The sequence below is a fragment of the Kribbella sp. VKM Ac-2569 genome, assembly GCF_004216905.1.
In the GTDB taxonomy this organism is placed as follows: domain Bacteria; phylum Actinomycetota; class Actinomycetes; order Propionibacteriales; family Kribbellaceae; genus Kribbella.
This window is the reverse complement of sequence record NZ_SGXJ01000003.1, coordinates 625,309-640,030: the sequence shown is the minus strand read 5'-3', so window position 1 is coordinate 640,030 and position 14,722 is coordinate 625,309. Positions and strand designations below refer to the sequence as shown.

Below are 14,722 nucleotides of genomic sequence, written 5' to 3'. Positions count from 1 at the left end.
GTGGGAGTTGCATCAGATGCGAGAACTCGCACTTACATGACATCTCCAACCTCTTGGCGAGCTTGGAGAGATACCAGTATCAGTTGATGTTCGGTGGGGTCCTTGTTGCGTAGCCTGGCGAGTGTGGAGGAGCTTCGCGGGCAGTTGAAGGTCTGGGTGCAGAAGTGGCGCTGGTACCAGCGGAGTTCGTTGCCGTGGAACCGGGGACGGATCCACTGGGAGCTGATGCGGCGCGGGGCGTTCGCGCGGTGGCCGTTGCACGGGAACGTGCTGGAGGCTTTGCAGAACGGGCGGCTCGAGGTCGGGGCCAACACGATGTTCGAGCCCAACGTGTGGATCACCATGGGCGACGAGGGACGGGTGCGGATCGGCGAGGGCACGTTCCTGAACATCGCGGTGATGGTCGCGGCTCTCGACCTGGTGGAGATCGGGTCGCACTGCATGCTCGCGAACGGGTGCTTCGTGACGGATGCCAATCATCGGTTCGACGATCCGGATCGGCCGGTCCCGTGGCAGGGGTTCGATTCCAAGGGGCCGACGCGGATCGGCGACAACGTCTGGCTGGGGGCGAACGTGGTCGTCACGAGTGGGGTGACGATCGGCGAGAGATGCGTGATCGGCGCCAACAGCGTTGTCACGCAGGACATTCCGCCGTACTCCGTCGCTGCGGGCGCACCGGCGAAGGTCCTGCGAGCCGTCACCTACCCGAATGCCCGACCCTGACCAGCCTTCCGGTACGTCGATCATCCGCAGCAGGTGACGCGCGGCTGCGGTGCATCGCGTTTGCGCCTAGGGTGCCTCCATGGCCGCCCTGATTCCGATCTCAGTTGCTGTACTTGTGCGTGACGGTCTCGTGCTCCTTGTGCATCGCCATCCAGCGCGTCGGTGGTATCCCGACAGCTGGAGCTTCTCCGCCGGCGGACATGTCGAGTCGGGCGAGTTGCCTCACCAGGCCGTCAGCCGGGAATGCCTCGAAGAACTCGGTATCCACGTCCACGACCCCGTACCCATCCCGATGACGGTCAGCGACCCGACCCTCGACGTACACGCGTTCCTCATCACGCGCTGGGACGGAGAACCTGTCAACGCCGCACCCGAGGAGCACGACGATCTTCGCTGGTTCCGGCCCAGTGATCTCGCGGACTTGAAGATGGCCCACCCGGAGAGCCTGCCGAACCTCCTGAGCGCCGTCCAGCGTCAGTCGAGGTCAAGGTAGACCGCGTTCAGCAGATCAGGCAGCCGCCGGGCGGGAGTTTCGGCGTCTGCCATGCCGTTCCAGTAGACGGCGATGGCCAGGTCCCGCGCAGGGTCAGCGAAGCCGACACTCCACGTCCGGCCGCCGTGACCAAAAGTGCGAGGAGAGGCAAACGCCCCATAGCCGTGCGCAGGATTGGATGAACCGAGCATGAATCCCAATCCGCGGTCCACGGTCTCCTGCAGGTATTCGTCCAGTACGCCGCACAGATGTCGAGTCGTCATCGCCTCGAGGACCGGAGCCGACATCAGCCGACCCTCGAGCAGGGGCCTCGTAGAACCGGCCCAGTTGGGTGATTGGAAACACCTGGACGTGCCTCGCCCACCGCCAGATCGATCAGAACTTGTCCCGCGATGGAGGCGTAGACCTGTGCACCTGTGTGCCAACCCAGATCGATGCCGCGGTACAGCTGGGCGAGCGTCCGCGACGGTGTGATCGCTGGCCCCCTCAGTCTGTCAGGGCCGCGACCACGGTTCCGAGAACCACCGCGGCGACGGCGAAGCCGAGGGCGCACAGCAGCGTGAACGCGATCAGGTTCCGCCCGATCCAGCCCACGGTCCCGGGCCGTTCGCGGGCCAGTTGCGCCATGGTGACCAGCCCGTCCGGCCTGCCGGTGGGCAGTCCGAGGTGGTTCACCAGCCGGTCGAGATCGGCGGGCGCGTAGAGAGCGCCGTTGATGCTCAGCAGGGCGTGTCCGCCGCCGTCGAGTACGACGATGGTCTCGGAGACAGCCCCGGGCTGGACCACCGTTGCCCGGATCAACGAGGCGGCGAGCGCGCGGTCGCGACGGCGGTGGAAGGTCAGGCCGCGCGCCGAGATATCGACTGGGGTGACGACGATGCGGGAGCGCCGCAGATAGACGGCAATGGTGGCCGCCAGCAACAGGACGAGACCGATGCAGGTGATCAGTGCGGGCCGGCCGCCGGCCAGGACGCCGGCGACAACGAGGGTCACAGCGATCACCGCGGCGATCGTGAGGACCTGGCGGCGCGGACCCGCAGCCGGCCGTAGGACGAGTACGTCGGTTTCAGACACGGCCCAAACCCTATGGCACCGCGGCGCTCCGATCGTGACTTCAGCACGCCTCGAGGACGAAGAAGATGAAGCTGATGAACCTCGCCGGGTGCTCCAGTTCCTTCGGACGCAGTTCGGCCGGCGTGTCCGGGGAGATCGGCGGTTCGCTGATGACCGAGATCCGGAAACCTGCCGCCGTGAAGGCGTCGGACATCGCCTGCAGCGGCCGGTGCCAGATCGAGTAGACGACCGTACGGCCGGCGTGCTCGGCGTCGAAGGTGAACTCAGCAACGTCGAAGTACTCGCCCTCGGGGTTCAATGCCGTGTAGACGATCGGGTGGTTCAACGACAGGATCAGGCGTCCGCCCGGCTTCAGCACTCGGCGCAGCTCTGCCAGCGGCTCGGTCCAGTCCTCCAGGTAATGCAGGACGAGCGAGGCAACGACGTCATCGAAGGCGGCATCGTCGTACGGGAGCGGCTTGGCCAGGTCGGCGACGGTCAGGTCGGCGTCCTCCCCCAGCCTCCGACGGGCCAGTTCGATCATGGCCGCACTCAGGTCGAAGCCGGACATGATCGCACCCTTGTCACGGAGCGCCGCCGACAGCGGACCGGAGCCACAGCCGACGTCGAGGATGCGACGGCCGTCCACCTCACCGGCAAGGCTCACCACCGCCGGCCGTTCGTAGTAGCCGTTGAGCAGATTGACCTCGTTGTCCACGGAGTACGCCTCAGCGAACTCGTCGTAATCGGTCTTCGGCACCAAGCGCTCCTTCTGTCGGCAGACTCGCACCGTCGGTGCGACCGGTCCGACGTCAGACGTCGCCGCGACCGACAAAGTTGTCCGCCGTCAGGCGTTGTCGTGCGTGTCCAGTTCGGTGTGCGCGAGGAGGTCCACGAGTTGGCCGACCGTTCGCTGGTTGAGCAGAGCCTCCGGTAGTGGCTTGTCGACCTGGACCGCGTAGCGGTTGCGGCGGCCGTTCTTGTCCTTGACCACGTATCCGGCAACCACCAGATCGGTGACGATGCCGAACGCGGCGCGCTCAGTGATACCGAGCGCGATCGCGATCTCCCGCAACCGCACGCCCGGATCGTGCGCAATGCACAGCAGTGCTTGCGCGTGGTTCGTCAGGAAGCCCCAGGCCATGACACAGAGCATACTAGATGGACAGATCTAGGAACTGGATTGCCAGTATTGGATTACTAGCGTAGGTTCAGTTGTGGAACTGGTTCGCGGGTTTGCGCGGGCCGCTCCACCACAGGAAGGCACATCATGCGCTGCACGCGCGTCGCTCTGTACGACATCAAGACCGGCACCTTCGACGAGGTCGTCGGCCAGGCGAAGACCGGGATGGTTCCCTTGTTCAAGGAGAGCCAGGGTTTCGTGTCCTACGGGGTTGCCCAGGTCGAGGAGAACGCCTTCGTCTCGATCAGCACCTGGGAGACCCGGGCGCAGGCTGACACAGCCGCCGGAAAGGCTGCGGAGTGGGTCAAGGCCAACAGCCGGGACCGCTTCACCCTGCGCACCAACTACGTCGGTGACCTCGCCATCGATGCCGGCCGCCGCGAGCCGGTGCCGACCGCTCGCTAGGTCGTCCAAGGACGGAGCCCCGCCGCACACCGCGGCGGGGCTCCGTCGTCAGTAGCAACGCTCATGGGTCGATGCGGGCGCGGAACGTACGGCGGTAGGTCATTGGTGAGGTCTTGATGTGTTTGGCGAAGTGCTGGCGCATCGCGATCGACGTACCGAAGCCGCAGTGCCTGGAGATTTCCTCGACGGACAGGTCGGTGGTTTCCAGCAGTTCCTGCGCATGATGCACTCGTTGCCGCAGCAACCATTGGAGCGGCGTGGTGCCGGTCTGTTCGCGGAATCTGCGGTTCAGGGTGCGCGGGCTCGTTCCGGCGTACGACGCGATGTCCGCCAGGGTCACCGGCTCCCCCAGGCGTTCTCGTAGCCACCGCATTGTCGGCTCGAGCGATCCGTGATCGTCTCCGGGGTCCGGGTGTGCGATGTACGGCGCTTGGCCGCCGTCGCGTTGTGGCGGCACGACCATGTGCCTGGCGACATCGGCGGCAACCGCGGATCCGAAGTCCTGACGGATCATGTGCAGGCACATGTCGATGCCACTGGCCGCGCCGGCTGAGGTCAGTACGTCGCCGTGGTCGATGTAGAGCGCGTCGGTATCAACGACCACCTGCGGGTACCGCTCGGCCAGCACGTTTGCCCGCGACCAATGCGTCGCCAACCGCCGGCCGTCCAGCAAACCGGACGCCGCCATCACCCAGGCGCCACCGGCGCTGATCGAGGCGATCCTGATGCCGCGCCGGTGCGCCTCGCGCAGCAGATCGAGCGCTTCGGTCAGCGGTTCGCGGCCTGCGGGTACGCCGATGACGACGATGGTGTCCGCGTCGATCGCAGCGGCCAACGGGTATGGCGGAGTGAGCCGGTACATCTCTACTCCCCCGACACCTGCGACAAGCAGGTCGCGACCATCACCACAGACCCGTACGTCGTACAGCCGCGGACCGAAGAACTCCCCCGGCGCCTTTTCCAGCGAATGCGCCGTACTGAACACCTGCAGCGGCATCGACAGGTCGAAGCTGTGGATCCCGTCGACCGCGAGAACTGCCACTCGATGCATGACCAGAATCTATCGGAGAACGGCATTCTTGCCACTGTCTCCGTGGATCGATCCGCTCGACGATGAATGACATGTTGCTCGCAGTACTCATCACGGCCGGATCCATCGGCCTGCTCGTCGCGATGGGCTGGCTCACCGACAAAGTCCTCGGTGACCAGGCTGATCGCTGGGCAAGAACCCTTGTCAACAAAGGCGATGTGGAGCGTCGGCGATGAAGGTTGCTGTTATTGGAGTGGGCGTCCTGGGCGCTTGCGTGGGCTGGAACTTGTCCCGGCTCGGAGCCAAGGTGATCTTCATCGACGCCGGCCGGCCAGGCGAAGGTGTCACCAACTGGTCGTTCTCGTGGGTCAACGCCAGCAACAAGACCGCGCGCAAGCCCTACTTCGACCTGAACGTCGCGGGCATAGCGGCGTACCGTGAACTCGCCGGCGCCATTGGGCCAGGCTCATGGTGGCATCCCAGCGGCCACCTGCGCTGGGCCGACGATCCGGCAGAGCTTCTGAAGACAGCGGATCTGTTGGCTGCTTGGGACTACCGGTTTGAGGTGCGGACAGGAGCCGAGGTACGCCGCCACCTCGAGCCTGCTGTCGCGATACCCGACGAGATTCCAGTCCTGTTCTACCCCGACGAAGCCTGGGTGCACGGACGCCAGCTCGTCGGCAGCCTGATCCGCCACGCCGCCGCATCCGGCGCTGAGCATCGCTTCGGCACTGCTGTGCGCGAGATCGGTGCCAACCGGAACAGCCGGACAGTCGCGCTGTCCGACGGAACCCACCTCGACGTCGACGTCGTCGTGAACGCGGCAGGCCCCAGCGCCTCTCACATCGCCGGGCTCATCTCACGACGTTTGCCGATGCGCCGCGAACCCGGCGTCGTCACGCGGCTCAGCGGTGCTCAGGTCCCAGTTCATCGGGCCATGCACGCGCCCCACATCGAGATCCGTCCTGATGGTGACGCCTCAGTAGTGCTCCACAGCCGCGAGATCGACGCACTCATCGACACCGGCGAAGACCCTGCCGAACTCGCCCGGCGGCTGCATGAACAGGCGCAGTACGTCGTACCCGAGCTGAGCAACTCCCGCATCGCACAGACACGGGTCGTCGAACGGCCGATCCCGACCGACGGGTTTCCCTCGGTGGGAGCAGTGCCGTCTGTGCCGGGTTACTACGAGGCCGTCTCCCACAGCGGCATCACGCTCGGGCCAGTGATCGGCCGGTTGCTCGCGTCGGAGATCGTCAGCGGTAAGCGAGACGAGCTGCTCGCGGACTTCCGCCCGGAACGGTTCGGTCCGTGACGGTGTACTTCTGTCAGGGACGCAGTGGGTAGTGCAGGGCGGAGAGCAGGTGGTTGTGGAGGGCGGCGTTCGAGTACAGGCCGCCGCCTTGGTCGGCCGAGTTGCCGCCAGCGGGATTGGTGAACCGGCCGCCGGCCTCTTCGACGATCAGGATCCACGGCGCGTGGTCCCACTTGTGGTAGCGCTCGACGAGGAACGCGTCGATCTCGCCGCGGGCGAGTTCGATCAGCGGCAGCGGGGTCGACGGCGGGCCAGCCGACGGAAGGCGAGCTTCGGAGCCGTTGTCCAGAGCAACCAGTACGGCGCTTTCCGGGGACGCCGTCGTACTGACCTCGAGACGGAATGTCTCGTCACGTGGCCAGGACGACTCGAACGCGCCGCCGCCTCGCGTCGCCCACCAGCAGCGACCCAGCGCGGGAGATGCGACGACCGCGAGCTCGGTGACCCCTCGAACCTCCAGCGCGATCTGGATCCGCCAGTTCGGGTCACCTTCGCTGAAGAACCTGGTGCCATCGATCGGATCGAGAATCCAGACCCGGTCGGACTCCCCCAACTCGCCCAGTTCCTCCCCCAGAAACGCATCACAGGGCCGAGCCTCGGACAACGTCTCCCGAAGCAGCCGCTCGACAGCCCGATCGGCCTCCGTGACCGGCGTACCGTCAGCCTTCAATGTCGCCGTAACCCCAGCCCCGAAATACCCAACAGCAACCTCAGCCGCCAACCCCACAGCACCAAACGCCAACTGAAGATCCTCATCCATCCCGGCCGACATTATCAGTCGCCACGCACCCAGGCGCCCCACGCCGTCGGCCCCGGACGGAACCCGCAGGCCTCGGCCATCGCGACCGCCTCAGGAAATCCCCGCCCGAGCACCGCCGCCTCGTGCGCGTCGCTGCCGAACGTGACCGCCTCTCCCCCTTCGCCGTGCCACCACCGCAGAATCCGTGGGCCCAAAGGCACCTTGGTGTTGATCTCCAACGCTTTGCCGCTGTGCGCGAGAGCCCGAAGAACCGCACGGAACTCCTCCTCGAACGCACCTTCATCGAAGGGAACGGCGGCAGGCCAATACCGGAGCGGGTAGTCGACATGCGCCAGTACGTCGAATCCGTCGTACTGCTCGATCATCCGCAGCGTCTCGGCCAAATACTCCCGGACCACCTCGGCGGCGGGACGGGCGTCGTAGGCCAGCGAGATCTCGCCAAGGCCGGCGTCGGTCGTCATCGAGTGCACCGCACTGATCACCAGGTCGAAGTCAGCGGGGTCAGGATTCCACCGCTGACGAAGGTCTGCCACGCTGCGGGGAGTTCCGTGCCGTCGGAGATGGTCCACGGCGTGAAGTCGGCGTGGTCGGTGAACGCGAGAGCCGGTACGCCCAGTTCGACGGCCCGCTCGCATGTCGCTTCCATCGAGCCATGCAGCGCGTCCCACGACCACTGGCTGTGCACGTGATTGTCGGCGGGCAGCATCCGACGATGCTACGCGCGCGAGCCTTTTCAACCGTGTTCTTCGCGGCTGCGGTAGGTGAGGAGGCCTTCTACTCCGCGGAGGAAGGTTTCGCAGACGGGCTTGGGGTCGGTCAGGCAGCCGGCGGCCATGGCGCCGTCCCGGAGCATGACGAAATGGCGGGCCGCGGGTTCGGGGTCGATCTTGCCGAGGCCGGTGAAGAGTTCGGCCATCGTCCACAGGAACCACTGCCGGTGCTTGAGGACCGCCTGGTGCACCGCGAAGGCCGGGTCCGGGTACTCGGCGGCGGCGTTGAGGAACGCGCAGCCTCGGAAGCCGGCGCTCTGGATGTCATCGGCGATGGACCGGCTGACGGCTCGAATGATGTCGGCCGGGCTCGCGTCCTGGGCCCGCGCGGCGTTCACCTGCGCCCGGATCGCCTCGTCGGCCTGGGTCAGGTACGCGACGATCAGGTCGTCCTTGCTCGAGAAATGCCGGTAGAGGGTGGCGCGTGTCACCTGCGCCTCGGCGATGACGCGGTCGACGCCCACAGCGCGAATGCCTTCGACGTAGAAGAGCCCAGTGGCCGTGCTGAGCAGTCGCGACCGTGCTTCCGACATACCGCCTCCCCTTCCGGATCTCTTCAGGTATCCCGAGATTAGCAGATAGAACGATCGGTCTTGACAACGGGAGACAGCTTGCGGCACGCTCCAGCTGTACCGATCGTTCTATCTACGTGAGATGAGAGGCACCTGGTGTCCAGTTCCTATGCAGCCACTGCCGGCCCGGTGGCCGGCGCCGCCGACAGTACGAAGGCGCTGCGCACGCTGTACTACGTCCGCTTCGGGTTCGCCGTCGTCTGGGCGGTCCTGATGATGGCGATCGCCAAGAAGATCAACCCCGGAGCAACCGCTCTTCTGGTGATCTACCCGCTGTTCGACGTCGCGGCGGCGGTGATCGACTTCCGTTCGTCGGGTACGACGCGCCCGAAGGCGCCGCTCTACGTCAACATGGCGTTGAGCCTGCTCACCGCGATCGGGTTGGCCGTCGCGGCCGGGTCCGGGATCCCGAGCGTGCTGCGGGTGTGGGGCGCGTGGGCGATCACGGCGGGCATCGTCCAGTTGGTCGTCGCGATCCTGCGCTACCGGCTCGGTGGTCAGTGGGCGATGATTCTCAGCGGCGGCATCTCGGTCCTGGCCGGCAGCAGCTTCATCCTGATGGCCGGTGGGCCTAAGGCGTCGCTCACCAACGTTGCCGGGTACGCGATCCTGGGCGGCATCTTCTTCCTGATCTCCGCGATCCGGCTCCAACGCCTCGCCGCGAAGGTGAACTGACATGACGGAGAAGCTGTTCGACGTCGTGATCATCGGCGGCGGACCGGTCGGCGAGAACGTCGCCGACCGAGTGGTGCAGGGCGGACTGACTGCGGCGATCGTGGAACACGAACTCGTCGGCGGCGAGTGTTCGTACTGGGCCTGCATGCCGACCAAGGCCCTGCTCCGCGACGCCGCCGCAGTACGCGCCGCTCGCGCACTGCCGGCCGCCGGCCAAACCATCAAGGGCGACCTGGACCCGGCCGCGGTGCTCGCCCGGCGCGACCGATTCGCCTCCAACTGGAGCGATTCCGGCCAGGTCGAGTGGCTCAACCACGCCGGGATCAACCTGGTGCGCGGCCACGGACGCATCACCGGGACCCGTACCGTCACGGTCACCCAAACGGACGGTACGACGACCACCGTGCAAGCACGCCACGCGGTCGTGATCGCCACCGGCAGCAGCGCCCACCTGCCACCCATCCGCGGACTGGCGGACGTGGCACCGTGGACGAGCCGCGAGGCGGCCGCCGTACAGAACATCCCGACGAGGTTGGCCATCATCGGCGGCGGGGTAGTCGGCTCCGAGATGGCCACCGCCTTCAGCGCGCTCGGCTCGCAGGTGACGCTCGTTTCTCAGAGCCGACTGCTGCCGGGAGTGGAGCCGTTCGCCAGTGAACATGTGGCGGCCGCTCTCCGTACTGCGGGCGTCGCGCTTCATCTGGACGTCGAGGTTGCTGAGGCACGTCGGGATGCCGACGGCGTACATCTGACTCTCTCCGACGGCGCCACCATCGACGCCGACGAGGTTCTCGTCGCGACCGGACGCACGCCCAACACGAAAGACCTCGGCCTGGATCACATCGGCCTCACGCCGGGAGACTGGCTGCGCGTCGATGACACACTCGCTGTTGTCGACGACGCCGGCGATCCTGTCGGCGAGGGTTGGCTGTACGCCGCGGGCGACGTGAACAAGCGTGTCCTCCTCACCCATCACGGCAAGTACCAAGGTCGCGCGCTGGGCGACGCGATCGCCGTACGAGCTCGTGGCGAGGAGCTCGACCTGAGTCCGTGGGGACGGCACGCGGTCACGGCCGACGAACGCGCCGTGACGCAGGTGATCTTCACCGATCCCGAGGTGGCCGCCGTTGGCCTGTCCGCCGAAGCCGCAGCAGCCGACGGTGTGAACATCCGGATTGTCGACTATGACCTCGGAGCGGTCGCTGGTGCTGCTCTGCATGCCGACGACTACCGCGGGCAGGCGCGGATGATCGTCGATGCCGACCGCAACATCCTGATCGGGTTCACCGCGGTCGGGCCCGACGTCGCCGAACTGCTGCATGCGGCCACGATCGCCATCGCCGGTGAGGTCCCACTGGATCGCCTCTGGCATGCCGTACCCGCCTACCCGACGATCAGCGAGATCTGGCTCCGGCTGCTCGAAACCGACCGCCTGCAGTGGGATCCGCGTCCATGAAAGACTCCGGTCGTGCGGATCAATCAGGCTGGTGCAGATGATGTTGCGGGGCTCGCGCGGTTGTTGTGGTTGAACAGCAGTGACGAGGAGCTGGAGGGGCGGGCGGTCGACGCGTTCGCAGTGGAGTTCGCGCAGTGGTGGGCCGCTCGTGAGAGCGCGCACGTGGCGTACGTAGCGCGGCTCGATCAGCCGGAGATCGTCGGCATGGCGTGGGTTGCGCTCGTTCCGCGCGTTCCGAGACCTGGGGCGACGAGCCGGATGTCCGCGGACATCCAGAGCGTCTTTGTCATGCCGGACGCCCGGGGCCGGGGAATCGGGTCGGCACTCGTCAAGGCTGCATCGGAGCACGCGATAGACGCCGGCGCCCTGCACATAACAGTCCACTCCGGCCGCAAAGCGGTACCGGTCTACGAACGCCTCGGCTTCGAGTCATCCCGCCAACTCCTCCAGCGCCACCGCGACTAGAACCCTGCAGCTCTTCGGAACATTTTCGCCAGCTGGTGCCGAATTAGTTCCGGAAACTGTCAGCGGCGTTCAGGACGGACTGGTTCATGGCGGCGGTCATTGCGACGCCAGGGACTGGAGGCGTTTGGCGCTGGTGGGGTCTGTGGGGAGGAAGGTTTCGATGGCGAGGTTGGCGGCTGTTACTTCTAAGGGGGCGCCGATCGTTGCGATCAACGTGAAGAGGCGGACGGGGCCCAGGCGGGTCTGTAGGTCCAGGGTGACCATCGGCTGTTGGGTTGGGCCGGTGAGGGGCGCGGAGGGGAGGTAGGGCTCGAGTTCTTCGAGGAGGTCCGCGAGCGGTTGGTCGGCGGTGTCGCGGCTCTTGCGTTTCAGTTGGTGGATGAGCGGGACGCTGCACGCCGCCGTCATGGACGAGATGCTCGGTAGGCCGCCGGGATGCAGCGCGAGGCGCAGCATGTTTATCGGCGGCTTCAGGAGTTCGGGGTCGACGCCGTCCCAGAGCAGTGACGCGGCGTCGTTCGCGTCGATCAGGTTCCAGAGGCCGTCGACGATCAGCGCCGGGTTCGGCAGGTGCGCGTCGAGGAGTTGGCGCAGCGGTTCGCGGAGCGGGAGCATCGCGTCGGAGTGGTACGGCTCGTCGAGGTACCGCGGCGCGAACCCACCCGCGAGCAGCAACCGGTTCTGTTCGGCCAGCGGTAGGTCGAGATGGTTCGAGAGATGGACCAACAGCTGCCGGCTCGGTTGCGCGCGCCCCGTCTCCACGAAGCTCAGATGCTTGGTCGACACCTCGGCATCGAGCGCCAACTCGAGCTGACTCAGCTTCCGGTGCATCCGCCAGAAGCGAAGCATCTCCCCCGCGGTCTGCGGCTCTTCCAGCACGGTCACAAAATCAGCGTACGGCGGACGCACGCCGCGCGGCCATTAACAAGGAGGTAATTGAGCCACTCCCCCATCGCCCCGGATCGTTGTTCGCAATCGACCCGGAAGGCAACCACCATGAACTCCACCGACCTGAACCCCACCTACACAGCCGTCGCGACCTCGTCCGGACGCGACGCCCGCGCCGTCACCGCCGACGGGCAACTCGACGTCCAGCTCGCCCTGCCGAAGGAACTGGGCGGCACCGGCGACGGCCTCAACCCCGAACAACTGCTCGCCGCGGGCTGGGCCGCCTGCTTCTCCACAGTCCTGGACCGCATCGGCCAAGCCCGGAACCTTGACGCCAAGGACGTCGCGGTCACCGCCGAGATCAGCCTCGTCCCCACCACCGGGAGGTTCACCCTCGCCGCCGTACTGCGCATCGAACTCCCCGACCACCTCCAAGGCGAGCCCGGCCGCAAACTGATCGAAGCAGCCCACAACATCTGCCCCTACTCCCGCGCCACCCAAGGCAACATCCCGGTAGAAATCGTCGTCGAGTGACCTAAGCAGCCGCGACCCCGTGCTTGGTGAAGAGCGCGTGGAGGGCAAAGTGCCCCTGCGTGAAGTCCCATTGTTCGGCCTGGAGGCCGGCGGTGCGGGCGCCGGTGATGTTCTTGGCGGTGTCGTCGATGAATAGGATCGAGTCCGCGTCGGCGCCGATGCGCTCCGCGGCGCGGGTGAAGAAAGACGGGTTGGGTTTCGCGACACCGAGGTCGTACGAGTAGCAACTGACGTCGAACAGGTCGTCGTACCCGAGGACCTCCCGCATGTGCGCGCCGCGGTAGCACTCCTGGTTGGTGCCGAGGTGTACGCCGTACCCGTTCCGCTTCAGGGTTCGCACGATGTCGAGTGACTCCTCGATCAGCACGATGTTCTTCCACACCGCGTCGTACACCTCGATGGCCGGTGTGCTCACGCCGTACTTCTCCAGCGACGCCGCGAGCACCGGCATGTAGTCACCGCGCCCGGCCAGCATCGGCAGTTCGTCGGACCAGGTCTCGTGGAGGAAGTCCCGGGCGCGGTCGCCCAGATACGGCTCCATCGCCGCGTACCAACCGCCTGGAAGATCCTGCAGTACGCCGTCAGCGTCGAACAGCACGTGCCGGATCGAGTCGCCCATGGACCAGATCATGCCCCAGCTGCTCGTCCGCGCACACGGGGATTTCCTCGACGCCGGCAGCCTCCTCCGGCTGACGGCGTACGCCGAACAGCGCCGCGCGGTACTCCTCCGGGACGTGGCACATGATCAGGACGGGTCCTGGAGAATGCCGAGAACGTTGCCGTCGGGGTCGGTGAGGGTGGCGACGAGCCGCCCGGCGCCGACGTCCTTCGGGGCGTCCTTGAGCGTGCCGCCGGCCTCGGTGATCTCCTTGATCTTGGCCTCGATGTCGGTCACGTGCCAGTACGCGATCGGCGAGGTCATGTCGCTGTTCGGGACCAGCCCGATCTGCTGGCCTTCGGCCTCGAACCCGACGTAGTACGGCGAGTCCGCCATCGGCTCGACACCGAGCAGAGCGGCGTACACCGGCTTGGCCTTCTCGAGGTCGGTCACGGGGTGCAGGATCGTGTTGACGCCTTGCGTGCCAGTCATTTCGTCTCCAATTCTCTGGGGCGGTTGCCCCTGACGTTCAGTGACTCTCACGCTATTTCGGGACCCCTGCCCGGTGCTTCTCGATTCCTGATCAGTTGCGGCAGTGTTCGCCGGTGCGCAGGTTTCGCCCGGCGTTGGCCATCACCTTGTCGAGCCGGTTCCGCGCGCTCACGAGGTCCTCGATGTGCCGGTCGATCCGGTCGCGTTCGACGGCGAGCCGGTCGAGGAGCTCCGGCGTGGCGTCACCGTCGACGACGCAGGGCAGGAGCGAGACGATCGCTTTGCTGGACAGGCCGGCGCCGTACAGCTGCTGGATCAGCTCGACCCGGTCGACCGCGTCGTCCGGGTAGTGCCGTTGGCCGCTGGTACTGCGTTCCGACGCGAGCAGCTCTTGCTCCTCGTAGTAGCGCAACGCCCGCACACTCACCCCGGTCCGCGCGGCCAGCTCGCCGATCCGCATCTCCGATCTCCCTTGCCTCTGACGTCAACGTCAGGTTTTAGCGTACGAGACATGAACAAAGTGATCTCGATCAAACCGGTGCCGTTCGGCGGCGAACTGCAGGCGCGCGTGACGGCGCCTGCCGAGCGCGACGGCGCCCTGCCCGTGGTGGTGTTCTCCCACGGATATGGCTCCTCGATGGAGGCCTACGGTCCGCTGACGGACTACTGGGCCGCGCACGGATTCGCCGTCGTGCAACCGAACCACACCCACGACGCGGACCCGCACGGCTGGCGGATGCGGGTGGACGACGTATGGCGCGTGCTCGACGAGCTTGCCCTCGTCGAAGCGGCCCTGGCACTCACGATTGACCGCGAGCGGATTGCGGTGGCGGGACATTCGTTCGGCGGCCAGACCGCGGGCAACCTACTCGGGCTGCAGGTGGGCGACCCCGGGGCCGATCTGTCGGACCCACGTGTGAAGGCGGGCGTGCTCCTCGCGACCGCGGGACGAGGGGCCGACCTCACGCCGTACGCCGCTGAGCACTATCCGTTCATGAACCCGCGCTTCGACCTCATGCGCACGCCCGCGCTGGTGGTTGCCGGGGACAACGACGACTTACCCTTCTCGACCCGCGGGCCGGAGTGGACGACGGATCCGTACCATCTGAGCCCAGGGCCGAAGAGCCTGCTGATGGTTCCCGGTGGGGAGCATTCGCTCGGCGGCATCCCGGGGTACGACGCCCGGGAGACCACCGACGAGAGTCCGGAACGGCTCGACCTGGTCCGGCGCGTGACGCTGGCGTACCTGCAGCACGCGCTCGGGATCGACGACACGGCTTGGAAGAGTGCTGACGTCGAGTCCAAGTAGC

Annotated in this window: 24 protein-coding genes; 10 read left to right on the top strand and 14 right to left on the bottom strand. The window is 66.5% G+C overall.

Annotation, left to right across the window (positions count from 1 at the left end; genetic code table 11):
• Nucleotides 1–123: 123 nt before the first annotated feature.
• Both EV649_RS23365 and EV649_RS23360 read left to right on the top strand, forming a co-directional pair.
• Complete coding sequence (locus EV649_RS23365) at nucleotides 124–723, top strand: acyltransferase (protein ID WP_130385693.1); 600 nt, start codon at nucleotides 124–126, stop codon at nucleotides 721–723.
• Between the two features lie 79 nt (nucleotides 724–802).
• Nucleotides 803–1,216, top strand: coding sequence for an NUDIX domain-containing protein (locus EV649_RS23360; RefSeq protein WP_130385692.1), 414 nt, complete (start codon nucleotides 803–805; stop codon nucleotides 1,214–1,216).
• Here the strand turns inward: EV649_RS23360 and EV649_RS23355 are convergent.
• From EV649_RS23355 to EV649_RS23340, 4 genes are all read right to left on the bottom strand, one after another.
• Nucleotides 1,198–1,503 (bottom strand): serine hydrolase, encoded by a 306-nt coding sequence (locus EV649_RS23355; RefSeq protein ID WP_130385691.1) that lies wholly within the window; start codon nucleotides 1,501–1,503, stop codon nucleotides 1,198–1,200. The genes EV649_RS23360 and EV649_RS23355 overlap by 19 nt on opposite strands.
• A gap of 199 nt (nucleotides 1,504–1,702) precedes the next feature.
• Nucleotides 1,703–2,290 (bottom strand): hypothetical protein, encoded by a 588-nt coding sequence (locus EV649_RS23350; RefSeq protein ID WP_130385690.1) that lies wholly within the window; start codon nucleotides 2,288–2,290, stop codon nucleotides 1,703–1,705.
• 40 nt (nucleotides 2,291–2,330) lie between these two features.
• Nucleotides 2,331–3,029, bottom strand: a complete 699-nt coding sequence (locus EV649_RS23345) for a class I SAM-dependent methyltransferase (RefSeq protein WP_206751589.1) — start codon at nucleotides 3,027–3,029, stop codon at nucleotides 2,331–2,333.
• An 87-nt stretch (nucleotides 3,030–3,116) separates the two neighbouring features.
• Nucleotides 3,117–3,413, bottom strand: coding sequence for a hypothetical protein (locus EV649_RS23340; RefSeq protein WP_198682640.1), 297 nt, complete (start codon nucleotides 3,411–3,413; stop codon nucleotides 3,117–3,119).
• Between the two features lie 126 nt (nucleotides 3,414–3,539).
• Between EV649_RS23340 and EV649_RS23335 the strand changes: the two genes are divergently transcribed.
• Nucleotides 3,540–3,857, top strand: coding sequence for a hypothetical protein (locus EV649_RS23335; RefSeq protein ID WP_130385687.1), 318 nt, complete (start codon nucleotides 3,540–3,542; stop codon nucleotides 3,855–3,857).
• 61 nt (nucleotides 3,858–3,918) lie between these two features.
• On the opposite strand, the gene EV649_RS23330 is transcribed toward EV649_RS23335, so the two are convergent.
• Complete coding sequence (locus EV649_RS23330; RefSeq protein WP_130385686.1) at nucleotides 3,919–4,908, bottom strand: helix-turn-helix domain-containing protein; 990 nt, start codon at nucleotides 4,906–4,908, stop codon at nucleotides 3,919–3,921.
• 71 nt (nucleotides 4,909–4,979) lie between these two features.
• Between EV649_RS23330 and EV649_RS40870 the strand changes: the two genes are divergently transcribed.
• Together EV649_RS40870 and EV649_RS23325 are read left to right on the top strand one after the other, a co-directional pair.
• On the top strand, nucleotides 4,980–5,123 hold the full coding sequence (locus EV649_RS40870; RefSeq protein WP_157996291.1) for a hypothetical protein: 144 nt from the start codon (nucleotides 4,980–4,982) through the stop codon (nucleotides 5,121–5,123).
• Entirely contained in the window at nucleotides 5,120–6,202 is a 1,083-nt protein-coding gene (locus EV649_RS23325) for an FAD-dependent oxidoreductase (protein WP_130385685.1), read from the top strand. The genes EV649_RS40870 and EV649_RS23325 overlap by 4 nt, the downstream gene beginning before the upstream one ends.
• A 13-nt stretch (nucleotides 6,203–6,215) precedes the next feature.
• Here EV649_RS23325 and EV649_RS23320 read toward each other — a convergent pair whose 3' ends face one another.
• From EV649_RS23320 to EV649_RS23310, 4 genes are read right to left on the bottom strand one after another with little or no spacing between them, the layout of a single operon-like run.
• A complete protein-coding gene (locus tag EV649_RS23320; protein WP_157996290.1) occupies nucleotides 6,216–6,962 on the bottom strand; it encodes an inositol monophosphatase in 747 nt (248 codons plus the stop codon).
• A gap of 14 nt (nucleotides 6,963–6,976) precedes the next feature.
• Nucleotides 6,977–7,423, bottom strand: a complete 447-nt coding sequence (locus tag EV649_RS41190) for a hypothetical protein (protein ID WP_198682639.1) — start codon at nucleotides 7,421–7,423, stop codon at nucleotides 6,977–6,979.
• A gap of 17 nt (nucleotides 7,424–7,440) precedes the next feature.
• Nucleotides 7,441–7,668, bottom strand: coding sequence for a PHP domain-containing protein (locus EV649_RS41185; RefSeq protein ID WP_198682638.1), 228 nt, complete (start codon nucleotides 7,666–7,668; stop codon nucleotides 7,441–7,443).
• A gap of 27 nt (nucleotides 7,669–7,695) precedes the next feature.
• The gene (locus EV649_RS23310) at nucleotides 7,696–8,265 is read right to left on the bottom strand and encodes a TetR/AcrR family transcriptional regulator (RefSeq protein WP_130385683.1); all 570 of its coding nucleotides are present in this window, start codon (nucleotides 8,263–8,265) and stop codon (nucleotides 7,696–7,698) included.
• Between the two features lie 135 nt (nucleotides 8,266–8,400).
• Between EV649_RS23310 and EV649_RS23305 the strand changes: the two genes are divergently transcribed.
• The 3 genes from EV649_RS23305 to EV649_RS23295 are packed head-to-tail and all read left to right on the top strand — an operon-like array spanning nucleotide 8,401 to nucleotide 10,900.
• Nucleotides 8,401–8,979, top strand: a complete 579-nt coding sequence (locus EV649_RS23305; protein ID WP_130385682.1) for a hypothetical protein — start codon at nucleotides 8,401–8,403, stop codon at nucleotides 8,977–8,979.
• A gap of 1 nt (nucleotide 8,980) precedes the next feature.
• Entirely contained in the window at nucleotides 8,981–10,435 is a 1,455-nt protein-coding gene (locus tag EV649_RS23300; RefSeq protein ID WP_130385681.1) for an NAD(P)/FAD-dependent oxidoreductase, read from the top strand.
• A 12-nt stretch (nucleotides 10,436–10,447) separates the two neighbouring features.
• Nucleotides 10,448–10,900: a GNAT family N-acetyltransferase gene (locus EV649_RS23295; RefSeq protein WP_130385680.1), complete on the top strand. Its 453-nt coding sequence runs from the start codon at nucleotides 10,448–10,450 to the stop codon at nucleotides 10,898–10,900.
• Between the two features lie 96 nt (nucleotides 10,901–10,996).
• On the opposite strand, the gene EV649_RS23290 is transcribed toward EV649_RS23295, so the two are convergent.
• Complete coding sequence (locus EV649_RS23290; protein ID WP_130385679.1) at nucleotides 10,997–11,785, bottom strand: helix-turn-helix transcriptional regulator; 789 nt, start codon at nucleotides 11,783–11,785, stop codon at nucleotides 10,997–10,999.
• Between the two features lie 111 nt (nucleotides 11,786–11,896).
• Here EV649_RS23290 and EV649_RS23285 point away from each other — a divergent pair, with 111 nt between their 5' ends.
• A complete protein-coding gene (locus EV649_RS23285; RefSeq protein ID WP_241998557.1) occupies nucleotides 11,897–12,322 on the top strand; it encodes an Ohr family peroxiredoxin in 426 nt (141 codons plus the stop codon).
• 1 nt (nucleotide 12,323) lies between these two features.
• Here the strand turns inward: EV649_RS23285 and EV649_RS23280 are convergent, their stop codons facing one another.
• From EV649_RS23280 to EV649_RS23270, 4 genes are all read right to left on the bottom strand, one after another.
• Entirely contained in the window at nucleotides 12,324–12,941 is a 618-nt protein-coding gene (locus EV649_RS23280; RefSeq protein ID WP_130385678.1) for an HAD-IA family hydrolase, read from the bottom strand.
• The gene (locus EV649_RS41180; protein WP_198682637.1) at nucleotides 12,904–13,065 is read right to left on the bottom strand and encodes a hypothetical protein; all 162 of its coding nucleotides are present in this window, start codon (nucleotides 13,063–13,065) and stop codon (nucleotides 12,904–12,906) included. Before EV649_RS41180 ends, EV649_RS23280 begins: the two co-directional genes overlap by 38 nt.
• 2 nt (nucleotides 13,066–13,067) lie before the next feature.
• On the bottom strand, nucleotides 13,068–13,412 hold the full coding sequence (locus tag EV649_RS23275) for a VOC family protein (RefSeq protein WP_130385677.1): 345 nt from the start codon (nucleotides 13,410–13,412) through the stop codon (nucleotides 13,068–13,070).
• 91 nt (nucleotides 13,413–13,503) lie between these two features.
• On the bottom strand, nucleotides 13,504–13,872 hold the full coding sequence (locus EV649_RS23270; RefSeq protein WP_130385676.1) for a MerR family transcriptional regulator: 369 nt from the start codon (nucleotides 13,870–13,872) through the stop codon (nucleotides 13,504–13,506).
• 51 nt (nucleotides 13,873–13,923) lie between these two features.
• Between EV649_RS23270 and EV649_RS23265 the strand changes: the two genes are divergently transcribed.
• Nucleotides 13,924–14,721, top strand: coding sequence for an alpha/beta fold hydrolase (locus tag EV649_RS23265; protein ID WP_130385675.1), 798 nt, complete (start codon nucleotides 13,924–13,926; stop codon nucleotides 14,719–14,721).
• Nucleotide 14,722: the final 1 nt, after the last annotated feature.

Excerpts from the sequence above, each read along its gene's own strand:
- EV649_RS23360 (WP_130385692.1), top strand. The coding sequence starts at position 803 with ATGGCCGCCCTGATTCCGATCTCAGTTGCTGTACTTGTGCGTGACGGT.
- EV649_RS23355 (WP_130385691.1), bottom strand. The coding sequence starts at position 1,503 with ATGTCGGCTCCGGTCCTCGAGGCGATGACGACTCGACATCTGTGCGGC.
- EV649_RS23340 (WP_198682640.1), bottom strand. The coding sequence starts at position 3,413 with ATGGCCTGGGGCTTCCTGACGAACCACGCGCAAGCACTGCTGTGCATT.
- EV649_RS23335 (WP_130385687.1), top strand. The coding sequence starts at position 3,540 with ATGCGCTGCACGCGCGTCGCTCTGTACGACATCAAGACCGGCACCTTC.
- EV649_RS23330 (WP_130385686.1), bottom strand. The coding sequence starts at position 4,908 with ATGCATCGAGTGGCAGTTCTCGCGGTCGACGGGATCCACAGCTTCGAC.
- EV649_RS40870 (WP_157996291.1), top strand. The coding sequence starts at position 4,980 with ATGTTGCTCGCAGTACTCATCACGGCCGGATCCATCGGCCTGCTCGTC.
- EV649_RS23325 (WP_130385685.1), top strand. The coding sequence starts at position 5,120 with ATGAAGGTTGCTGTTATTGGAGTGGGCGTCCTGGGCGCTTGCGTGGGC.
- EV649_RS23320 (WP_157996290.1), bottom strand. The coding sequence starts at position 6,962 with ATGGATGAGGATCTTCAGTTGGCGTTTGGTGCTGTGGGGTTGGCGGCT.
- EV649_RS41190 (WP_198682639.1), bottom strand. The coding sequence starts at position 7,423 with ATGACGACCGACGCCGGCCTTGGCGAGATCTCGCTGGCCTACGACGCC.
- EV649_RS41185 (WP_198682638.1), bottom strand. The coding sequence starts at position 7,668 with ATGCTGCCCGCCGACAATCACGTGCACAGCCAGTGGTCGTGGGACGCG.
- EV649_RS23310 (WP_130385683.1), bottom strand. The coding sequence starts at position 8,265 with ATGTCGGAAGCACGGTCGCGACTGCTCAGCACGGCCACTGGGCTCTTC.
- EV649_RS23300 (WP_130385681.1), top strand. The coding sequence starts at position 8,981 with ATGACGGAGAAGCTGTTCGACGTCGTGATCATCGGCGGCGGACCGGTC.
- EV649_RS23285 (WP_241998557.1), top strand. The coding sequence starts at position 11,897 with ATGAACTCCACCGACCTGAACCCCACCTACACAGCCGTCGCGACCTCG.
- EV649_RS23280 (WP_130385678.1), bottom strand. The coding sequence starts at position 12,941 with ATGGGCGACTCGATCCGGCACGTGCTGTTCGACGCTGACGGCGTACTG.
- EV649_RS41180 (WP_198682637.1), bottom strand. The coding sequence starts at position 13,065 with ATGTGCCACGTCCCGGAGGAGTACCGCGCGGCGCTGTTCGGCGTACGC.
- EV649_RS23275 (WP_130385677.1), bottom strand. The coding sequence starts at position 13,412 with ATGACTGGCACGCAAGGCGTCAACACGATCCTGCACCCCGTGACCGAC.
- EV649_RS23270 (WP_130385676.1), bottom strand. The coding sequence starts at position 13,872 with ATGCGGATCGGCGAGCTGGCCGCGCGGACCGGGGTGAGTGTGCGGGCG.
- EV649_RS23265 (WP_130385675.1), top strand. The coding sequence starts at position 13,924 with ATGAACAAAGTGATCTCGATCAAACCGGTGCCGTTCGGCGGCGAACTG.